Here is a 17,494-nt window from a genome sequence, read left to right as displayed (position 1 = left end):
AATAACCGACTAGCACGTCCGGCGCAAGCGCCCAACAACTAGGCGACTTCACGAATCGCCCTACGATAAGTCATCATTGGTTCGTGCCTCACCATGCCTAAAACTTTAGTTGATTCGTTCCATTCGCTACGTTGCTAACCGGGCGCTGTGCCTTTTTCAAGGTATTTAATGATTTAGTTGTTGTTTAAAATGGTGGTTAACACTTTTTACGTGTTAGCCTGAGCTTTATTGCAAGCTTTGGTAGTGGCAATTAGGCAAAAGAAAATAAGGGGGATATAGTAGTGACAGCGACCATTGGCTATTTAGGGCCAAAAGGAACTTTTACAAAATTAGCAGTAGATAAGACGTTTAATGGTGAAGCAAAGTATAGTTTTTCAACCATACCGGCATGTATTGATGCAGTGAACCAAGATGAAATTGATATTGGTGTCGTTCCTTTGGAAAATGCCATTGAAGGAACAGTTCAATTGACAGTGGATTATTTAGTACACCAAGTACGCCTTCCAATTATGGCAGAAATTGTTGTGCCCATACAACAACATTTGTTAGTACATCCTAATTTCAAAGGGGAATTATCCGACATCAAGGAAATTCATTCCCATAGTCATGCCATTGCGCAATGTCACCAATATATTCATCAGTACTTGCCGAATGCAACCATTCACTTTACGTCTTCAACTGGTAAAGCTGCGGAACTGATCAGTAAACGGGATGAACCAGTGGCGGCTATCGGCAATCAATTAGCAGCTAACATCTATCATTTGAATACATTGCAGAAAAACATTCATGATTTTCCGAATAATCACACTAGGTTCATCGTGCTAAGTAAGCAAAAAGAAATGGTCAAGATTAAACATCCTATTCGATCGGAAAAAACAACACTATTAATTACGCTTCCAAGTGATTTTGCTGGCGCTTTACATCAAGTATTATCTGCTTTTGCTTGGAGGAAAATGAATTTATCTAAAATTGAATCACGCCCGATGAAAACGGGATTAGGGAATTATTTCTTTATCATTGATGTCAATCAACCTTATGATGATGTGCTTTTTCCAAGTGTGAAAGGAGAATTAGAAGCTTTAGGCTGTCAAGTTACAGTTCTAGGGACGTATCCAGTGTATCAATTAGATAAACTGTGAGTTGTAGAATTCGCTCTATAATATCAGCCTGTAACGGAAGACCTATCTTTTCATCTTAGGAAGGGGACCGGAAGAGGGGCTTGGAGAACCAGCTTTGAGAAACAGTGTACCATCAGCGTGGAATAGTAAGCTCCACAGATGAAAACTTCCCATTATGAAGCTTTAAAATTGTCAATGCCATTCTTTAGTTGCTTTTCTGTTCTTAAAATTAATCAACATTTAAACTATCCTTGCATATGTTGATATAGAGTATTAGCCCAGATATGACAAGAGAGGAGTTTGATTAATTTGAAGATACACATTGTACAAAAAGGCGATACGATGTGGGAAATAGCGCAACAGTATGGCGTGGATTTTGAAGAATTAAAGCAACTTAATAATCAAATTTCAAGTCCAGACATGATTATGCCTGGGATGAAAGTAAAAATCCCAGGTGATTCTAAATCTGTAAAGCAGCAAGCGCATAAGAAAGAAACACAGAAACCAAAAGAACAGCCATATAAGCACATGACGTCAAAACCAATGCCGGTTATCAAGGAAGATGATAAAGAAAAGCCAAAAATGGTGAAACCATCTACGCCACCAATGCCATCTATGCCGCCAATGCCGGTTCAGCCAATGATGCAAATGCCGATGATGGAACAAGAATTTCAAAATTATACAACCATCAACTTTCCGCCAATGCCGGTTCAACCAAAAGAAGAGCCAAAACCTGTAAAGAAAGAAAAGCCAAAAGAGGAGCAAAAGCAAGTTAAACCTAAAAAGCAGTCAATGCCTCAACCAATGCCCATGCTGCAGCCACAAGTACCTATGGTGCCACTATGTTGTTACGTAATGGATCCATGCTACCCGCAAATACCATTTCAAACGATGGGACCTAATCCTTGGGCTTGTCATGGTATGGCGATGCAGCCAATGCCATACTATCATGGAAACTATGGCAATATGATGGGATATGATGGTGCAATGCCATATATGGGATATGAAAACATGCCGCACATGCAAGGCAGCATGATGAATGATCCGAATATGGCTGCTTGGAATGGACAGATGCCATCATGGAGCATGCAAGGCATGAACCGTGGCGAAGAGGCAGACGAAAGAACAGAACAGCATACATCAGCTGCCCCATTGTACCCTCCATTTCAGCATAACGTGAACCAAATGCCATTTCCGATGCCACCTGGCTATTCAACAGTTCCTGGGATGCAGCAAAAAAATAATGATGAGCCAAGTGAATAATTGTTAAAAGGGACGAAATTTCCATCGTCTCTTTTTTGTTCGTAAAAAACTGGTGGATAGCTAAAGATATTGCCTCCTCTGATACTTCTCATCGATTAAAAGTATTTTTCAAATTTGTTACATTTTTAGCGGGTTTTTAAAAACCATACATAAGAGCCAAACCATAGTTACTCCATTCAATAAGCTTCTTCAATAATATTTTTTGTTCGGCAAGGGTAAGGATAATTTTCAAACAGGAGATATTAATGGTATGATAATTAACAAAGTAAGTATGTATGTGAAAAACAGAACGTGCCTATAACCATCCGAAATGCTGTTTTAACAAATTTAAAAAAGGAAACAGATTAGCAGAGACCCAATAGCTAAGGAATAAAAGGAGTGATCAGTTTGTTGCAAAAAGAAGTAGAGAGCATTGTCAGTTGGTTACAAATGCAAGTCGAGAAAACAGGGGTTGAAGGATTAGTAGTAGGTATAAGTGGAGGCATTGATTCAGCCGTTGTAGCTGCATTAATCAAAAAAGCCTGTCCAGAAAATTCTTTAGGGGTAATCATGCCTATTCATACAAGTGAAGGTTCCTTGAAGGATGCAGAAGCAGTTGTTCAAGCCTGTGGCATTGATCATATAATGATTGACCTGACTGAGACGAGAGACAATATGTATAACTTGATTCAATCCAAATTAGAAACCAATCATATGTATCAAGAGAAGAATGAGCAAATGGCCAAAGCTAATTTAAGTGCAAGACTACGAATGAGTACCTTATACACGATTGCTACAAATCATAATTACCTCGTTGTTGGTACAGATAATGCTGCGGAGTGGTATACAGGATATTTCACTAAGTATGGAGATGGCGGTGTAGATATTCTTCCTATTGTTGAATTTTCAAAAGGAGAAGTCAAGGAATTAGCCGCTTGTTTAAACATTCCTTCTTCTGTTTTAAATAAGCAACCTAGCGCAGATCTGTGGGAAGGACAAAGTGACGAGCAGGAAATGGGGATTCGTTATGCAACGATAGATGCTTATCTTAAGGGAGAGGACATTCCAAAAGCTGAGCGTGAGAAAATTGAAATGTTGCATCGACGCACAGCGCACAAACGCGAAGCTTTGCCTTTCTTTTCACGGAAAAAATAGCGGCTTCCCTTATATTAACTGTGTAAAAACACCTCCATGATCCAAACTAATGGTAAGGAGGTGTTTTTACATGCGTGTATGGTTAGGGCTAATGTTAATCGCCCTGATTCATTTGATTGGGTGTGCGAATGAGCAGCAAGCTGAAAATAACGCTATTCGAAATACAGATAATCAAACGCCACCTATCCATTATGAGACAGAAAAAGAGAGAAAAGAACGTTTAAATATTCGTGAACAATCGATTGGTGAAAAAGGTGGTTATCCTCAAAGTAAACAAGAAAAAATCAATGAATCGAATTTTAACAGTGGATATTCTGATCCATTTACCAATGAAGAAGCAATAATGATATCAGAGGCATTACAAAAAAAGAGACAAATTGTGCAGGCACAGGTTGCATCAACAAATGATCGCATCTTGGTTGGAGTTATATTGAGTACGCATGTTAGCGGAGATATTGGTAACGAAATTAAAAAGGAAGTAAAAAAGCTTCTACCTGACTCAAATAAAGAAATTATTGTTTACACAGACAACACGCATTGGGAAAAGATGCGAAATTTGGATGCCAGACTCGAAGCAAAGGATAACGGAGAGAACATGGAAGAATGGATAAACCAATTCTTAAAATAAAATGGATGCTTGAAATGGAGGGCTAATACTACATGTGAGTCCTCCATCCTTAGAGTCGGATTCCACTGTAAGTACATTTCCAATTTCGTTGGGATAGTTTTTAGTACGAAAGTCAGTAGGTTGGAAAAAATCCACTCGTTGAAGCCCCACTCCCGCTTTATCTTTAGTAAAATGATTGCTTCGTGCATGCAGTAAAATAGTTAAAAAAACAATGGAATGTTACTTTCTATAACAGTGAATTTTCAAACAGCGAAATTTTCATTCATCCCCAACAGCTTGTTAGTACTGTAAATGGTATACCGAAAGTTCCCTTACGAAATTGAGCATTAGGAGCTGTTTTCACCCATTTAGACTTGTTGTAGTACAGATTACCCGACTTCTGAAGCGAGAATCTTACAGCACCTTATAACGAAATAAAGTGTGTACATAATGGTGTCCGTTTATGGAGATAAGTTTGTGCTATCATACGCTATCTCTTTAAGAATTGACTTATATTTGGTATAGTAATAAAGGAAATTTCTAGAGAGGAGAATGTCCTATGGCTGGTCATTCTAAATGGAAAAATATTCAAAGAAGAAAAAATGCACAAGATGCAAAAAAAGGGAAAATCTTTATGCGCCATGCAAAAGATATTTATACTGCTGCTAAGCAGGGAGGCGGTGATATAACAACAAATCCAAGTCTTCGCTTAGCTGTTGACAAAGCAAAAGCAGATAACATGCCAAATGATAATATAGATCGTGCTATTAAAAAGGCCACTGGAACATTAGACGGTGCAAGTTTTGAAGAACTAACATATGAAGGATATGGACCTGGTGGCGTAGCGGTAATTGTTCACGTGTTAACAGATAATAAAAATAGAACCGCTGCAGACATACGACATGCTTTTAAAAAAAATAATGGAAATTTAGGTGAGAACGGCAGTGTGTCATTTATGTTTGATCGAAAAGGGTATATTGTTATTACGGACGAGCAAGAAGAAATAGATGAAGATGAATTGACTTTAGAAGCATTGGAAGCTGGAGCAGAGGATATAGAAGTAGAGGATGGCATGTTTGAAATATTTAGTGCTCCAGAGGACTTAAAATCCGTTGTAGATCAATTAAATAAAGCAGGATACTCCATTGCCGATTCAGAAGTAACGCTAATTCCACAGACAACTACTTCTTTATCGGAAGAAGATGCCTCTCCTATGATGAATTTAATTGAAACATTGGAAGAAAATGAAGATGTGCAAGATATTCATCATAATCTTGAAGTAACGGAATAATCGTTTAAACTCCAAACTTCTATTTCTAGAGAAGAAATAGAAGTTTATTCATTTACTTCGATTTATGATAGAATGAATGGATAAGGTAAAAGGAGCAGAGAAAATGATTGCTTATGTACGAGGAAAGCTTACATATATACAAGATGATGCTATTATTGTGGATGTACAGGGCATTGGTTATGAAATTATTTGTGCTAATCCATATGCATTTCAATCGTTAGAAAATAAGGATGTCAAGATATATACTTATCAACATGTTCGGGAAGATGCGCAGTTGCTATATGGATTTAAAAACCAAGAGGAGAAATATTTATTTACCAAGCTTATTTCTGTATCTGGAATAGGTCCAAAAGGAGCCATTGCCATTATGGCTTCTGTTCATGTTGGTGAGTTTGCTGCAGCTATTGAACGAGAAGATGAACGATTTTTAACAAGTTTTCCAGGTGTTGGAAAGAAGACAGCAAGGCAAATTATCCTTGATTTGAAAGGGAAACTGATAATTGCAACAACTGCAAATGAAGAACAGACAATAACAGAACCTCGCATAGATGATGCTTCTGTACAAGACGCGAAAGAAGCTTTGAAAGCTTTAGGGTATTCGGAAAAAGAAATACAAGCCACTTTACCTAAAATACAACAGCTTGAGACAGAAACGACTGATGCATTAGTACGCAAAGCACTAGCGTTACTAATGAAAAACTAGGTGTGAATAAAGAAAGGGGGAGACAAATGGAAGATCGTATGGTCACAGGCGAACTGCAGGAAGAAGACGTTTCCGTGGAATTAAGTTTACGACCGACTACCTTGGCGCAATATATCGGTCAACATAAGGTGAAAGAGAATCTAAGCATTTTTATCCAAGCAGCCAAAATGCGTGAGGAGCCTTTAGATCATGTACTCTTATACGGACCGCCGGGGCTGGGGAAAACGACCTTAGCGGCGATCATCGCCAATGAAATGGGTGTCCAATTCCGTTCTACTTCAGGTCCGGCGATTGAACGAGCTGGAGATTTAGCAGCAATTCTTTCATCTTTAGAGCCTGGCGATGTATTATTTATTGATGAAATTCACCGCCTTCCAAGAACAGTAGAAGAAGTACTCTATCCAGCGATGGAAGATTTTTTCCTTGATATTGTGATTGGTTCAGGACCAAGTGCCAGATCTGTCCGAATTGATTTACCTCCATTTACATTAGTTGGAGCAACAACGAGAGCAGGTTTATTATCAGCTCCTTTGCGTGATCGCTTTGGTGTATTAAGTAGGCTTGATTTTTATGATGCTAAAGATTTATGTATGATTATTGAGCGTACTGCCGATATTTTTAATACAGCCATTACCAAAGAAGCTGCACTGGAAATTGCTGAACGATCTAGAGGAACACCAAGAATAGCTAATCGTTTATTAAAAAGGATTCGTGATATTTCACAAGTAAAAGGAGAAGCAAAAATCAGTTTATCTACTACAGGTGAAGCATTGGAAATGCTGCAAGTGGATAAACAAGGCTTAGATCATATCGATCATAAATTGTTAAAAGGAATTATGAACAATTTTCAAGGTGGACCTGTTGGTTTAGATACAATTGCTGCGACAATTGGAGAAGAGCCACAAACGATTGAAGATGTGTACGAACCATTTTTATTACAAATCGGGTTTATTCAACGAACACCAAGGGGAAGAGTTGTAACGCCAGAAGCTTACAAACATTTCGGATGGAAGGACAGAGTGAATGATGAACCTAGGTAAACTATTTATTTTACTAGGGATTATCTTTCTGATTATCGGTGTTATCTGGAGTTTTATTGGTAAGTTACCAGGAGATATAACGTGGAAAAAAGGGAACGTTGTTTTTCATTTTCCAATTGTCACTTCTATTGTTGTTAGTTTAATTTTAACCTTGTTATTTTATATTTTTGGCAAGTTTAGATAATACGTAAGGAGTTTCTCATGAATATTGAAGAATTTGATTTTGATTTACCAGAAGAATTAATCGCCCAGACCCCGTTAAAAGAACGAACGGCTTCCAGACTTCTTGTTCTAAATAAACAAACAAAAGAAATTGCTCACCGCCATTTCCCTGATATAAAGGAATATTTACAGCCTGGAGATTGTCTGGTGTTAAATAATACACGTGTATTGCCGGCAAGGCTCCATGGAGTGAAAGAGGAAACAGGTGCAAGTATTGAGGTATTGCTTTTACATCAGGTGGAAGGAGATTCGTGGGAAATACTTGCCAAGCCTGCTAAGAAAGTGAAGCTTGGAAGTGTGATTCGTTTTGGAGATGGTCTCTTAACTGCAACTTGCACAGAAATAAAAGAACATGGTGGGCGAGTCGTTCAATTTGCATACGAAGGTATTTTCTATGAAGTACTTGATCAACTAGGGGAAATGCCATTACCCCCGTATATAAAGGAACAGCTTTCAGAAAAGGAACGGTACCAAACGGTATATGCAAAAGAAGAAGGGTCAGCAGCGGCACCAACAGCTGGACTTCATTTCACCACGGAATTATTAAATGAATTAAAACAAATGGGTGTGAATATTGCATTTATTACTTTGCATGTTGGACTAGGTACATTTCGTCCTGTAAGTGCAGAAACAGTGGAAGACCATAAGATGCATGCAGAATTTTATCATATGGATCAGCATACAGCAGATACGCTTAATCACGTAAAGCAATCAGCTGGGCGAATTATTTCAGTAGGAACCACCTCCACCCGCACTTTAGAAACGATTGCCAGGGATAATAATGGGGAATTTAGAGAAGCAAGCGGTTGGACGGATATATTTATTTATCCGCCTTATCAATTCCAAGCTATTGACGGTTTGATCACCAATTTCCACTTACCTAAGTCAACATTAATTATGTTAATTAGCGCATTTGCTGGAAAAGATATAGTGATGGAGACATATGGTAAAGCAGTGCAAGAACGATACCGATTTTTTAGTTTTGGAGATGCAATGTTTATTTATGCTTAAAATGAAGACGATTCATGTAACGCTAAAAACTTTGTAGTTTATTTTTTCAGAATGACAAGCATTGTCTAAGATTAGATATGCCGAGGGCATTTTACTATATGTATTATTATTAGTAGTGTCACCTCTTACAAAAGCACATGAGCTTTGCGTAATTTTGATAAAAGTAATTTAGTTTAATCGATAAAGGAAGAGTAGCTGATGACACCAATCACTTATGAATTAAAGAAAACATGTAAACAAACAGGTGCTAGATTAGGGCGTGTCCATACGCCACATGGATCGTTTGACACACCTGCATTTATGCCAGTAGGTACACTGGCTACTGTAAAAACAATGAGTCCGGAAGAACTAACAGAGATGAACGCTAACATCATCTTATCTAATACGTACCATCTTTGGTTAAGACCGGGTCAGGATATCATTAAAGAAGCAGGTGGGCTTCATCGGTTTATGAATTGGGATGGTACTATTTTAACGGATTCTGGAGGCTTTCAAGTATTCAGCTTGAGTGAAATGCGAAATATTACTGAACAAGGAGTATATTTTCGCAGTCATTTAAACGGGGAAAAATTATTTTTATCTCCTGAGAAAGCTATCAATATTCAAAACGACTTAGGATCAGATATTATGATGGCATTGGATGAATGTCCACCGTATCCTGCAGATCATGCTTATATGAAAAGCTCTGTAGAGCGAACATCTCGTTGGGCAGAAAGATGCTTAGATGCACATCAACGCAAAGGTGAGCAAGGTTTATTCGGCATTATCCAAGGTGGGGAATATGAAGACTTGCGAAAGCAAAGTGCCAACGATTTAATCTCTTTGGATTTTCCAGGTTATGCTATTGGTGGATTGTCTGTTGGTGAACCAAAAGACGTTATGAATCGTGTACTTGAGTTTACTACTCCTTTAATGCCGGACGATAAACCTAGATACCTCATGGGAGTTGGTTCGCCTGATTCTCTAATTGACGGTGCTGTTCGAGGAGTGGATATGTTTGATTGTGTCCTCCCTACTAGAATAGCAAGAAATGGTACATGTATGACTTCAAATGGTCGTTTAGTAGTCAGAAATGCTAAATATGCACGTGATTTTTCACCAATTGATGAAAACTGTGATTGCCATGCTTGCAAAAATTATACCCGTGCCTATATTCGTCACCTTATTAAATGTAATGAAACGTTTGGTTTTAGGCTTACTACTTATCATAACTTATATTTTCTGTTAAAATTAATGGAGCAAGTACGAAAAGCTATTAGCGAAGATCGTCTTGGCTCATTTAGAGAAGAATTCTTTGAGCAATACGGTTTTAATAAACCGAATGCCAAGAATTTCTAATTGTATAGAAGGGAGGAATGGAACAATGGAAATGTTAGCATCTTTATTACCAATTATCTTGATGTTTGTGCTTCTGTATTTTATACTTATTCGCCCACAGCAAAAGCGCCAAAAGCAAGTCAGAGAAATGCAGGCGGAATTGAAAAAAGGTGACTCCGTAGTTACAATCGGTGGTTTTCATGGGGAAATCCATGCGATGGATGAAGATACTATAGTTATTCAAGCTGGCGATGGGTCTAAGCTGACGTATGATCGCTCAGCAATCCGTGAAGTAAAACAGCAGTAATTACCATGTGCACGCGGAGGGAGATAGGCAATGGGCAAGCGTCTGTTGCTTATACCAACGGACGTGATTTTATACATAGGTAGTAAGTGCGAAGGAACACAAAAGAAAATTGCTTTTGTGTTCCTTTTTTGAGAGATAAGAAAGTATAATAATTGTTGCTTTGGGATAACGATATAACGGAATAGCCCCGTCCTGCGCATGAGCCCAGCCACTAGGCGACTTCACGAATCGCCTTACGATAAGTTATCATTGGTTCGTGCCTCTGCATGATTCCTAAAACTTTAGTTGATTCGCTCCAGTCAGTACGTTGCTAACCGGGCGCTTGCGGCTTTGTTCATTTGCAATGAAAGAGCTATTACAATGTATCCATGTAATATTTGCGGGGTTTTTTCTCCATTTCTCCGTTATAAGGTGCAGTAAGACGCCTACTTTTAGTAGTAGCCGTGGAGGTATGCATGAAAACCCCTACTGATTAAATTATGCACTTTATCTATAGATGATATCGTTTACTATCTAATTTTTTTCTCAAGTATAAATCTTTAAACCCAAATTGCCGCTGTTTTATTCCTTTCAAATAACCTGTCCTCTATTTCATTTTTTCTCCCCTAAGGTGTTGTTATTATCATATTTGTATAAAGGAAATAATGTTCCACCAATTGACGATCTATTTATCGCTTGCTTCTTCTCCTGCGATATTAACACCTACTGCGCCGCCAAATAATGCAGCTGCCATGTATCCAGTGTGATGAATTGATTGTTCTAGTGAAAATCCTTGCTGGTAGCCCAGATATTGTACGGATAAAACAAATAGCGTAAATCCTGCACCTGTAAATATCCCGATCATCCAGCCTTTTGCTTTGCCCTTGATTCCTGCTGCGAGGCCTCCCAGAAATAAACTGATCAGACCGATGACAAAAGTGACCCATGACAGAGCAGGTTCGTTAAATGTAGTAAATCGAAGTAATAATGCTAATACAAAGCTAGCGACCATCATTAAGCCCAATACAATGATCCATCCATATAATAATGCCACCCATTGCTTACTGCGCATGATCATTCCCTCCTTTCCAGATTGTCCACCTACTTTCATCCTATTCATCTTGAAAAAATAATAGACGAAAAATATTTTCTTTTTTTGTTACATATAGTTGGAGTAAAGAAATGATATAGGTAAGAAAAGAAAGTAGGGGTTTGGTTGGAAATTATTATAGCGTCATTCATTTTTATTTGTTGTTATGTATTTATTATGACAGAGCAAATTAATCGTGCATTGGTTACTTTAACTGGTGGTGTATTGCTTTTATTGACTGGAATCTACTCTGCCGAGCGTATGTTAACAGAATATATTGATTGGAATACGATCGCCCTCTTATTTTCCATGATGGTATTAATTGCCATTACAGAAAAGACAGGTTTGTTTGCTTATATGGCAATTGGTTTTGCACAACAAGTGAAAGGCGCACCAATCCCTCTTCTGATTGGCGCGGGGGTATTAACCGGAATTGGCTCAGCATTGCTGGATAATGTAACAACGGTATTAATTTTCGTTCCAATCATGCTCAAAATAACGAAACTGTTAAATTTGCCCGCGTTTCCGTATTTACTCATAATTATTTTCAGTTCCAATATTGGCGGTGCAGCAACATTGATTGGGGATCCACCTAATATTATGATCGGACAAGCGGTAGAGCATTTAACCTTTACGTCATTTTTGATCCATATGGCTCCCATCGCCGTTATCCTATTCGGGATTATGCTTGTCTTTGTTTGGGTGTTGTTTCGAAAGTCCTTACGACGGACGAGCTTGGATGTTAAACAGTTGCTAGCAATGGACGCACAAGCTTATTTGCATCGAACACCAATGTTATATCAATCGATCACAGTCCTCTTATTAACGATAATCGGTTTTTTACTACATGCATTTTTGTATGTTGAATTGACTACTGTAGCGTTATCTGGCGCTATATTGCTGCTGCTATTGACGGAAAAAGAAGTGGCAGCAGAACAAATATTTGCAAAAATAGAGTGGGTTACATTGTTCTTTTTTATTGGCTTATTTACTCTAGTAGGCGGTTTAGAAGAAGTAGGCGTCATTGATGAAATCGCGAGGGCAATCGTAGTAATTACCGATGGCGACTATGTACAAACAGCATTGTTGGTTTTATGGGTCTCTGGTTTATTTTCTGGTATTGTGGATAATATCCCTTTTGTCGCTGCGATGATTCCAGTTGTTCAAGAGTTTGAAAGCTATGGAATGATGTATTTAGATCCAATTTGGTGGGCATTGGCTTTAGGCGCATGTCTAGGGGGAAACGCAACGTTGATCGGCGCTTCTGCTAATGTAGTGGTGGCAGGTTTAGCTGAAGGAGCGAAGGAAAGTATATCGTTTGTTCGCTTTTTACTCTACGGAATTCCACTCGTAATTATATCATTGATCGTTGCCACCATTTATCTCTATATTCGCTATTTACTACCATATATGGGATGAAAACAAGACACACTAAAACAGCTGATTAGAAAAATAAACAGTAAATCATCAAATATACATGCAAGATTTTAGCGTAGTCAACTCCAGCGGGAACAATGTGAGCTGAAGGACTTGAAGGGAAGCGAATTTTGCTTTTCGAGGAAGCTGAGGAGATCTGTGGAAAACGAAGTATTTTGACTTTCCGGTCGTGGTGATAGGAATTTTTAAAATACAAACAAGCCGAACAATTATAAAGTGTTCGGCTTTTTTCTATATAGTGAATTTCTTATGCCTCAGCCTCTTTATTTTTTATATTTATTTGTCTCGAATGTAAGTAAGTCCGCTATTGATGGAAGGGGCTTTTACCCCGTATATAAAGTGCTGTAAGGTTCCCACTTCAAGGTTTTAGATAATTTGACTGCATCAAGACTAAGTAGGAGATAACAGCACCTAAATGCCCAATGAGGTTCAGAGTCTTTTCGGTCATATTATTATGTTACTAACAAGCCGTGAGGATGATGAACCTTCCCGCTGATTGAAATAGGCTATTTGGTTGAATTCATAAATGACAAACCTTTTGCTCGTAAATACCATTTAAAACCATTTTTGTAAGAAAGGAATCTGTTTTAGCTCTTCTTTCGTGATAAAACGGAGTAAAAAGAGAAATAGTACATAAATGCAACTGAATACAGCCAATATACCAATTAATAACAAAATCCCGCCATGCATATTTATATATATTTTTTTTAGGAGTTCACCTACTCCCCATGTCATTAGTAAGAGTGAAATCATTTTTAAAATATCTAAAACCGGGATACTAAATTTAATGGCTTTATACAAAGCACCTAAATGTAAAAGTGTAATTAATACAACACTTAAGGAAATAGCTAATGCGACTCCCATAATTCCAAAATTCGGATTAGAAGCGAGTAAAAATAGAACAGTGAGCTTGCAGAATGCTCCAATCAGGCTGTTCCACATGGCAGCTTTAGCAAGGTCAAGAGCTTGTAATGCTGCTTGTAATGGAGCTTGGATATAAAGTAAAATAAAAAATGGAGCCATTAAAATAATAAATTTACTTGCATTAGCAGATCCATACATATATGTTAAAATAGGTATAGAAAATAAGGTTAGCACAATCGTAGCTATTGCACCAGATGCAAACGAAATGCGGATCGCTTGATGGATTCGATAGTGAATCAAATTTATACTTTTCGTTGCTTCTGCTTCCGAAATAGAAGGGACTAAAGCAACGGACAGTGATTGGGTAATAAATGTCGGTAAAAATAGTAAAGGGAGTACATAGCCTGTTAACTCTCCATATTGTTTCGTTGCCAAAGTACTGGAAACGCCGGCAATTGCGAGGCTTTGCGCAACTAAAATCGGCTCTAGAAAATGCGAAATAGAAGCAATGAAGCGGCTGCCTGTACTAGGTAAAGCAATAGAGAAAAGCTCTTTTAATGTCGTTCTACTTGATGATAAATAGGAGAAAAAGTTTTTTCTTACTTTCATGTGCTTTTTTCGATTGAATTGGCGCAACATGTAGATAAGGGAGACAAGTTCCCCTAAAATAATACTAAACATCGCTCCTGCTGCAGCATATTCAAGCCCAAAAGGCAATAGTAATTTCACAAATAATGCTACACAACTAATCCGTACTACTTGTTCCAGTACTTGCGCATAGCTTTGTGGTTTCATATTTTGTTTGCCTTGAAAATAGCCCCGTAAGACGGATGAAATAGCGATAATGGGGATAATTGGGCTGATTGCAAGTAATGGATACAATGTTCTTTGATCTGTAAGTAGGTGAGTTGCGACAAAAGGAGTTGCTAGTATCATTAAAGTGGAAAAAATGATACTGGAAATACCAGTAATAACTAATGATACGATGACGATTTGTTTGGTTTTCGCTTTATCACCGCGAGCTTCTGCTTCAGCAATTCGTTTCGAGATAGCTACAGGTAAGCCAAGTTGAGTTAGCGTAATAACGAGGAAAAAGGTTGGTAAAGCCATCATATACAGACCGACGCCTTCTTCCCCAATTAATCGTGCAACAACAATCCGATTAATAAATCCAAGAAATCGAGTGATCATCCCTGCTAGAATAAGAATAAGTGTACCTTGTAAAAATGTTTGTTTCGTCATCTAGACGACCTGCCTTCTCAAATAATGGAATATCATATACAATGATATATATGCGAATGGATAGGCCAAGCATGACAAGAATAGAAATTTTCATACTCCATAAAAGGAGGGAGCTTTGTTGGAAATTGTACAACCAGTATCTGAGTGGAAAGGCATGGTTATTCCTGCTTTACAAAGTAAGGCCGAGGAATTCCATTTAATGGGATATGCAGAAGCAACAGCAGAAGATGTTTGGAAATGTCTCATACAAAAAGTATGGAAAGGTGATCCTGAAAAACGGATCTATGAAGTGGTAGAGGATATTTTCCAATTAACAACCGTGACTTATATGAGTTACTTAACCGTAAGTGCGTATCAACATGATGATTTGTTTGCATCTATTGCAGCTGTAACAAATGCAGAGCAATAGCGGAAAATGTACTTACATATTGATTTACCCTATGGATAAAAGGGAGGCCATTTTAGAATGAAAAACAGAGGCAGAATTGTTGCCTTTTTTCTAATCGTACTTGTCTTTGCTGGTACAATTGGAACGACGGTTACAGGAATTACGAAAGATATTAATTTAGGATTGGATTTACAAGGTGGATTTGAAGTTTTATATGAAGTGGAACCTGTTGATGAAGCTAAAGAAGTAGACCGAACAACATTGGAATCGACGGTTGAAACATTGAATGATCGCGTTAACCGTCTTGGAATTAGTGAAGCAAGTATTGATATTGAAGGGGAAGACAGAATTAGAGTGCAGCTTGCCGGAGTGGAAAACCAGTCCGAAGCAAGAGAATTACTTTCGACAACGGCACAGCTTTCCTTTCGAGATGTCAATGATAATGAGCTATTAAGCGGTAATGACGTCAAAGAAAATAGTGCAAAACAAGATTTTGATCCGAACAGTAATCAACCAATTGTTACATTAGAGTTAAAAGATGCTGAAAAGTTTGGTGAGGTAACAAGTAAAATTAAGGATATGAATAATCCAGATACACCTTATCCGGATAATTTGTTAGTTATTTGGATGGATTACAAAAAAGGAGATTCCTACGCAGAGGAATATCAAAAGGATGAGCCTAAGTTTGTTTCCGCTCCTAGTGTTAACGAAACGTTAAACACGAGCCAAGTGATGATTAGTGGGAATTTTACCGTAGAATCCGCAAAACAGTTAGCTAATGTCATTAATTCTGGTTCTTTACCAGTACATATGGAAGAAAAGTATTCCACGTCGGTAGGTGCGCAGTTTGGGGAACAAGCGTTAAATAAAACCGTTTTTGCAGGCTTCATCGGTGTGGGGCTAATTTTTCTCTTTATGATAGCTGTCTATCGTTTTCCAGGGTTAATTGCGGCTATTAATTTAACGATTTATATTTACCTTATTCTCTTTGTGTTTGAATTAATGAATGGCGTACTAACATTGCCAGGTATTGCGGCGCTTATCTTAGGAGTTGGGATGGCGGTAGATGCCAATGTCATCACTTTTGAGCGTATTAAAGAAGAATTACGTAGTGGAAAATCAATCATATCGGCATTTAAAGCTGGGACGAAAAATTCACTATCGACCATATTAGATGCGAATATTACGACGTTAATAGCAGCGTCTGTTTTATTTATTTTTGGTACAAGTTCCGTTAAAGGTTTTGCAACGATGCTCATCGTCAGTATCCTAGTAAGCTTTATAACTGCGGTCTTTGGTACACGACTGTTGTTAAGCTTGTGGATGAAGAGTCCATTTTTAAAACGTCGCCCTAGCTGGTTTGCAGTGAAGAAAGCAGACATTAAAGATATTAAGGATAAGCAAGAAGACGAACCGAAACTGTTTAATCGGGAGATCCATGTGGTCAATCACCGGAAAAAGTTTTTTTGGTTATCGACCATTATGGTTGTGTTAGGTATCGTATCACTTGCCCTATTTAAATTAAATCCAGGTATTGATTTTACCAGTGGTTCTAGAATTGAAATTTTAGCAGATACAAGCGTTACGACAGCGGAAATAGAGAATGAGTTTAATGAACTTGGACTAGAAGTCAAGTCCATTGTGTCGTCAGGGGAAAACGGGGAAACGGCGATTGCCCGTTTTGACAAGGTACTAGAAAAAGACACGATTGCAGAGGTGAAAGCACACTTTAATGAGGCATATGGCCATGAACCAAACGTTAGTGTCGTTTCACCGATTGTTGGTGAGGAACTTGTGAAAAATGCGGCTTATGCAGTTGCCATTGCTTCCGTTTTTATGATTATTTATGTCACCATTCGCTTTGAGTTTTTCTTCGCTATTACTGCGATTATTGCTTTATTACATGATGCATTCTTTATGATTGCTATTTTTAGCGTGACACAAATTGAATTTGATATAACGATTGTAGCCGCTATCCTAACGATTGTCGGATATTCCATAAATGATACAATTGTTACCTTTGACCGTATAAGAGAGAACTTAAGGAAAAAGAAAAAAATCAAATCGTTCAAAGAGCTTGCGATTATTGTTAACCGCAGTTTGGTACAAACTTTTGTACGTAGTATAAATACATCCATCACAACATTAATCGCCGTACTAGCATTTCTATTTTTAGGCGCTGAATCCATTGGTGGATTTGCGGTTGCTTTAACGTTTGGTCTAGTAGCTGGTACGTATTCGTCGCTTTTCTTAGCCTCACAGCTGTGGCTCGTATGGCGAGGTAAAATGATTAAGAAAAAACCAGTTGATTTTAGAAAGAAAAAACGTGTAGAAGGTCCACAAGTATAATATGATAACGAGGCTGATGTCTAAAGCTGACTGCTTTTGAATTAGCCTCTTTTCTTTTAAGCAAAATAAGGAAATAAATAGGATGCGTTTTGCGAAGAATTTAGCTCGTGTTATACATCTTTGATAGTAACG

The 17,494-nt window shown here is 38.0% G+C and carries 16 protein-coding genes; 14 read left to right on the top strand and 2 right to left on the bottom strand.

Annotation, left to right across the window (positions count from 1 at the left end; all coding sequences use genetic code 11):
* Positions 1–281 precede the first annotated feature (281 nt).
* The 11 genes from pheA to yajC all read left to right on the top strand — a co-directional run bounded on the left by pheA (position 282) and on the right by yajC (position 10,013).
* Complete coding sequence (gene pheA / locus D1839_RS04070; protein WP_120378561.1) at positions 282–1,139, top strand: prephenate dehydratase; 858 nt, start codon at positions 282–284, stop codon at positions 1,137–1,139.
* Positions 1,140–1,427: 288 nt separating this feature from the next.
* On the top strand, positions 1,428–2,381 hold the full coding sequence (safA, locus tag D1839_RS04065; RefSeq protein ID WP_120378562.1) for a SafA/ExsA family spore coat assembly protein: 954 nt from the start codon (positions 1,428–1,430) through the stop codon (positions 2,379–2,381).
* 387 nt (positions 2,382–2,768) lie between these two features.
* Positions 2,769–3,515 (top strand): NAD(+) synthase, encoded by a 747-nt coding sequence (gene nadE, locus D1839_RS04060; protein ID WP_207710020.1) that lies wholly within the window; start codon positions 2,769–2,771, stop codon positions 3,513–3,515.
* A 70-nt stretch (positions 3,516–3,585) separates the two neighbouring features.
* Positions 3,586–4,143 carry a YhcN/YlaJ family sporulation lipoprotein gene (locus D1839_RS04055; RefSeq protein WP_158589597.1) on the top strand — a complete coding sequence of 186 codons (558 nt, stop codon included), beginning with the start codon at positions 3,586–3,588 and terminating at the stop codon, positions 4,141–4,143.
* 538 nt (positions 4,144–4,681) lie between these two features.
* Positions 4,682–5,413 (top strand): YebC/PmpR family DNA-binding transcriptional regulator, encoded by a 732-nt coding sequence (locus D1839_RS04050; RefSeq protein WP_120378564.1) that lies wholly within the window; start codon positions 4,682–4,684, stop codon positions 5,411–5,413.
* Between the two features lie 76 nt (positions 5,414–5,489).
* Positions 5,490–6,116 (top strand): Holliday junction branch migration protein RuvA, encoded by a 627-nt coding sequence (gene ruvA / locus D1839_RS04045; RefSeq protein ID WP_286164713.1) that lies wholly within the window; start codon positions 5,490–5,492, stop codon positions 6,114–6,116.
* A 26-nt stretch (positions 6,117–6,142) separates the two neighbouring features.
* Positions 6,143–7,156: a Holliday junction branch migration DNA helicase RuvB gene (ruvB, locus tag D1839_RS04040; protein WP_120378566.1), complete on the top strand. Its 1,014-nt coding sequence runs from the start codon at positions 6,143–6,145 to the stop codon at positions 7,154–7,156.
* Positions 7,140–7,340, top strand: coding sequence for a DUF2905 domain-containing protein (locus tag D1839_RS04035; RefSeq protein WP_166554437.1), 201 nt, complete (start codon positions 7,140–7,142; stop codon positions 7,338–7,340). The genes ruvB and D1839_RS04035 overlap by 17 nt, the downstream gene beginning before the upstream one ends.
* Before the next feature lie 17 nt (positions 7,341–7,357).
* Positions 7,358–8,389 (top strand): tRNA preQ1(34) S-adenosylmethionine ribosyltransferase-isomerase QueA, encoded by a 1,032-nt coding sequence (queA, locus tag D1839_RS04030; RefSeq protein ID WP_120378567.1) that lies wholly within the window; start codon positions 7,358–7,360, stop codon positions 8,387–8,389.
* 198 nt (positions 8,390–8,587) lie between these two features.
* Entirely contained in the window at positions 8,588–9,727 is a 1,140-nt protein-coding gene (gene tgt, locus D1839_RS04025) for a tRNA guanosine(34) transglycosylase Tgt (protein WP_120378568.1), read from the top strand.
* Between the two features lie 25 nt (positions 9,728–9,752).
* A complete protein-coding gene (gene yajC, locus D1839_RS04020; protein WP_050353181.1) occupies positions 9,753–10,013 on the top strand; it encodes a preprotein translocase subunit YajC in 261 nt (86 codons plus the stop codon).
* A gap of 664 nt (positions 10,014–10,677) precedes the next feature.
* Here yajC and D1839_RS04015 read toward each other — a convergent pair.
* A complete protein-coding gene (locus D1839_RS04015; RefSeq protein ID WP_120378569.1) occupies positions 10,678–11,064 on the bottom strand; it encodes a TIGR04086 family membrane protein in 387 nt (128 codons plus the stop codon).
* 144 nt (positions 11,065–11,208) lie between these two features.
* Here D1839_RS04015 and D1839_RS04010 point away from each other — a divergent pair, with 144 nt between their 5' ends.
* A complete protein-coding gene (locus D1839_RS04010; protein WP_120378570.1) occupies positions 11,209–12,501 on the top strand; it encodes an ArsB/NhaD family transporter in 1,293 nt (430 codons plus the stop codon).
* 573 nt (positions 12,502–13,074) lie between these two features.
* On the opposite strand, the gene spoVB is transcribed toward D1839_RS04010, so the two are convergent.
* A complete protein-coding gene (gene spoVB, locus D1839_RS04005) occupies positions 13,075–14,625 on the bottom strand; it encodes a stage V sporulation protein B (RefSeq protein ID WP_120378571.1) in 1,551 nt (516 codons plus the stop codon).
* Between the two features lie 118 nt (positions 14,626–14,743).
* On the opposite strand from spoVB, the gene D1839_RS04000 reads away from it, so the two are divergent.
* On the top strand, positions 14,744–15,034 hold the full coding sequence (locus tag D1839_RS04000; protein ID WP_199689932.1) for a post-transcriptional regulator: 291 nt from the start codon (positions 14,744–14,746) through the stop codon (positions 15,032–15,034).
* A gap of 57 nt (positions 15,035–15,091) precedes the next feature.
* Entirely contained in the window at positions 15,092–17,362 is a 2,271-nt protein-coding gene (gene secDF, locus D1839_RS03995) for a protein translocase subunit SecDF (RefSeq protein WP_120378572.1), read from the top strand.
* The last annotated feature ends 132 nt before the right edge of the window (positions 17,363–17,494 follow it).

Source organism: Roseburia sp. 1XD42-34 (assembly GCF_009917385.1).
Taxonomy (GTDB): domain Bacteria; phylum Bacillota; class Bacilli; order Bacillales; family Amphibacillaceae; genus Virgibacillus.
The sequence above is the reverse complement of the archived record's forward strand: the minus strand, read 5'-3'. Positions and strand labels throughout refer to the sequence as shown.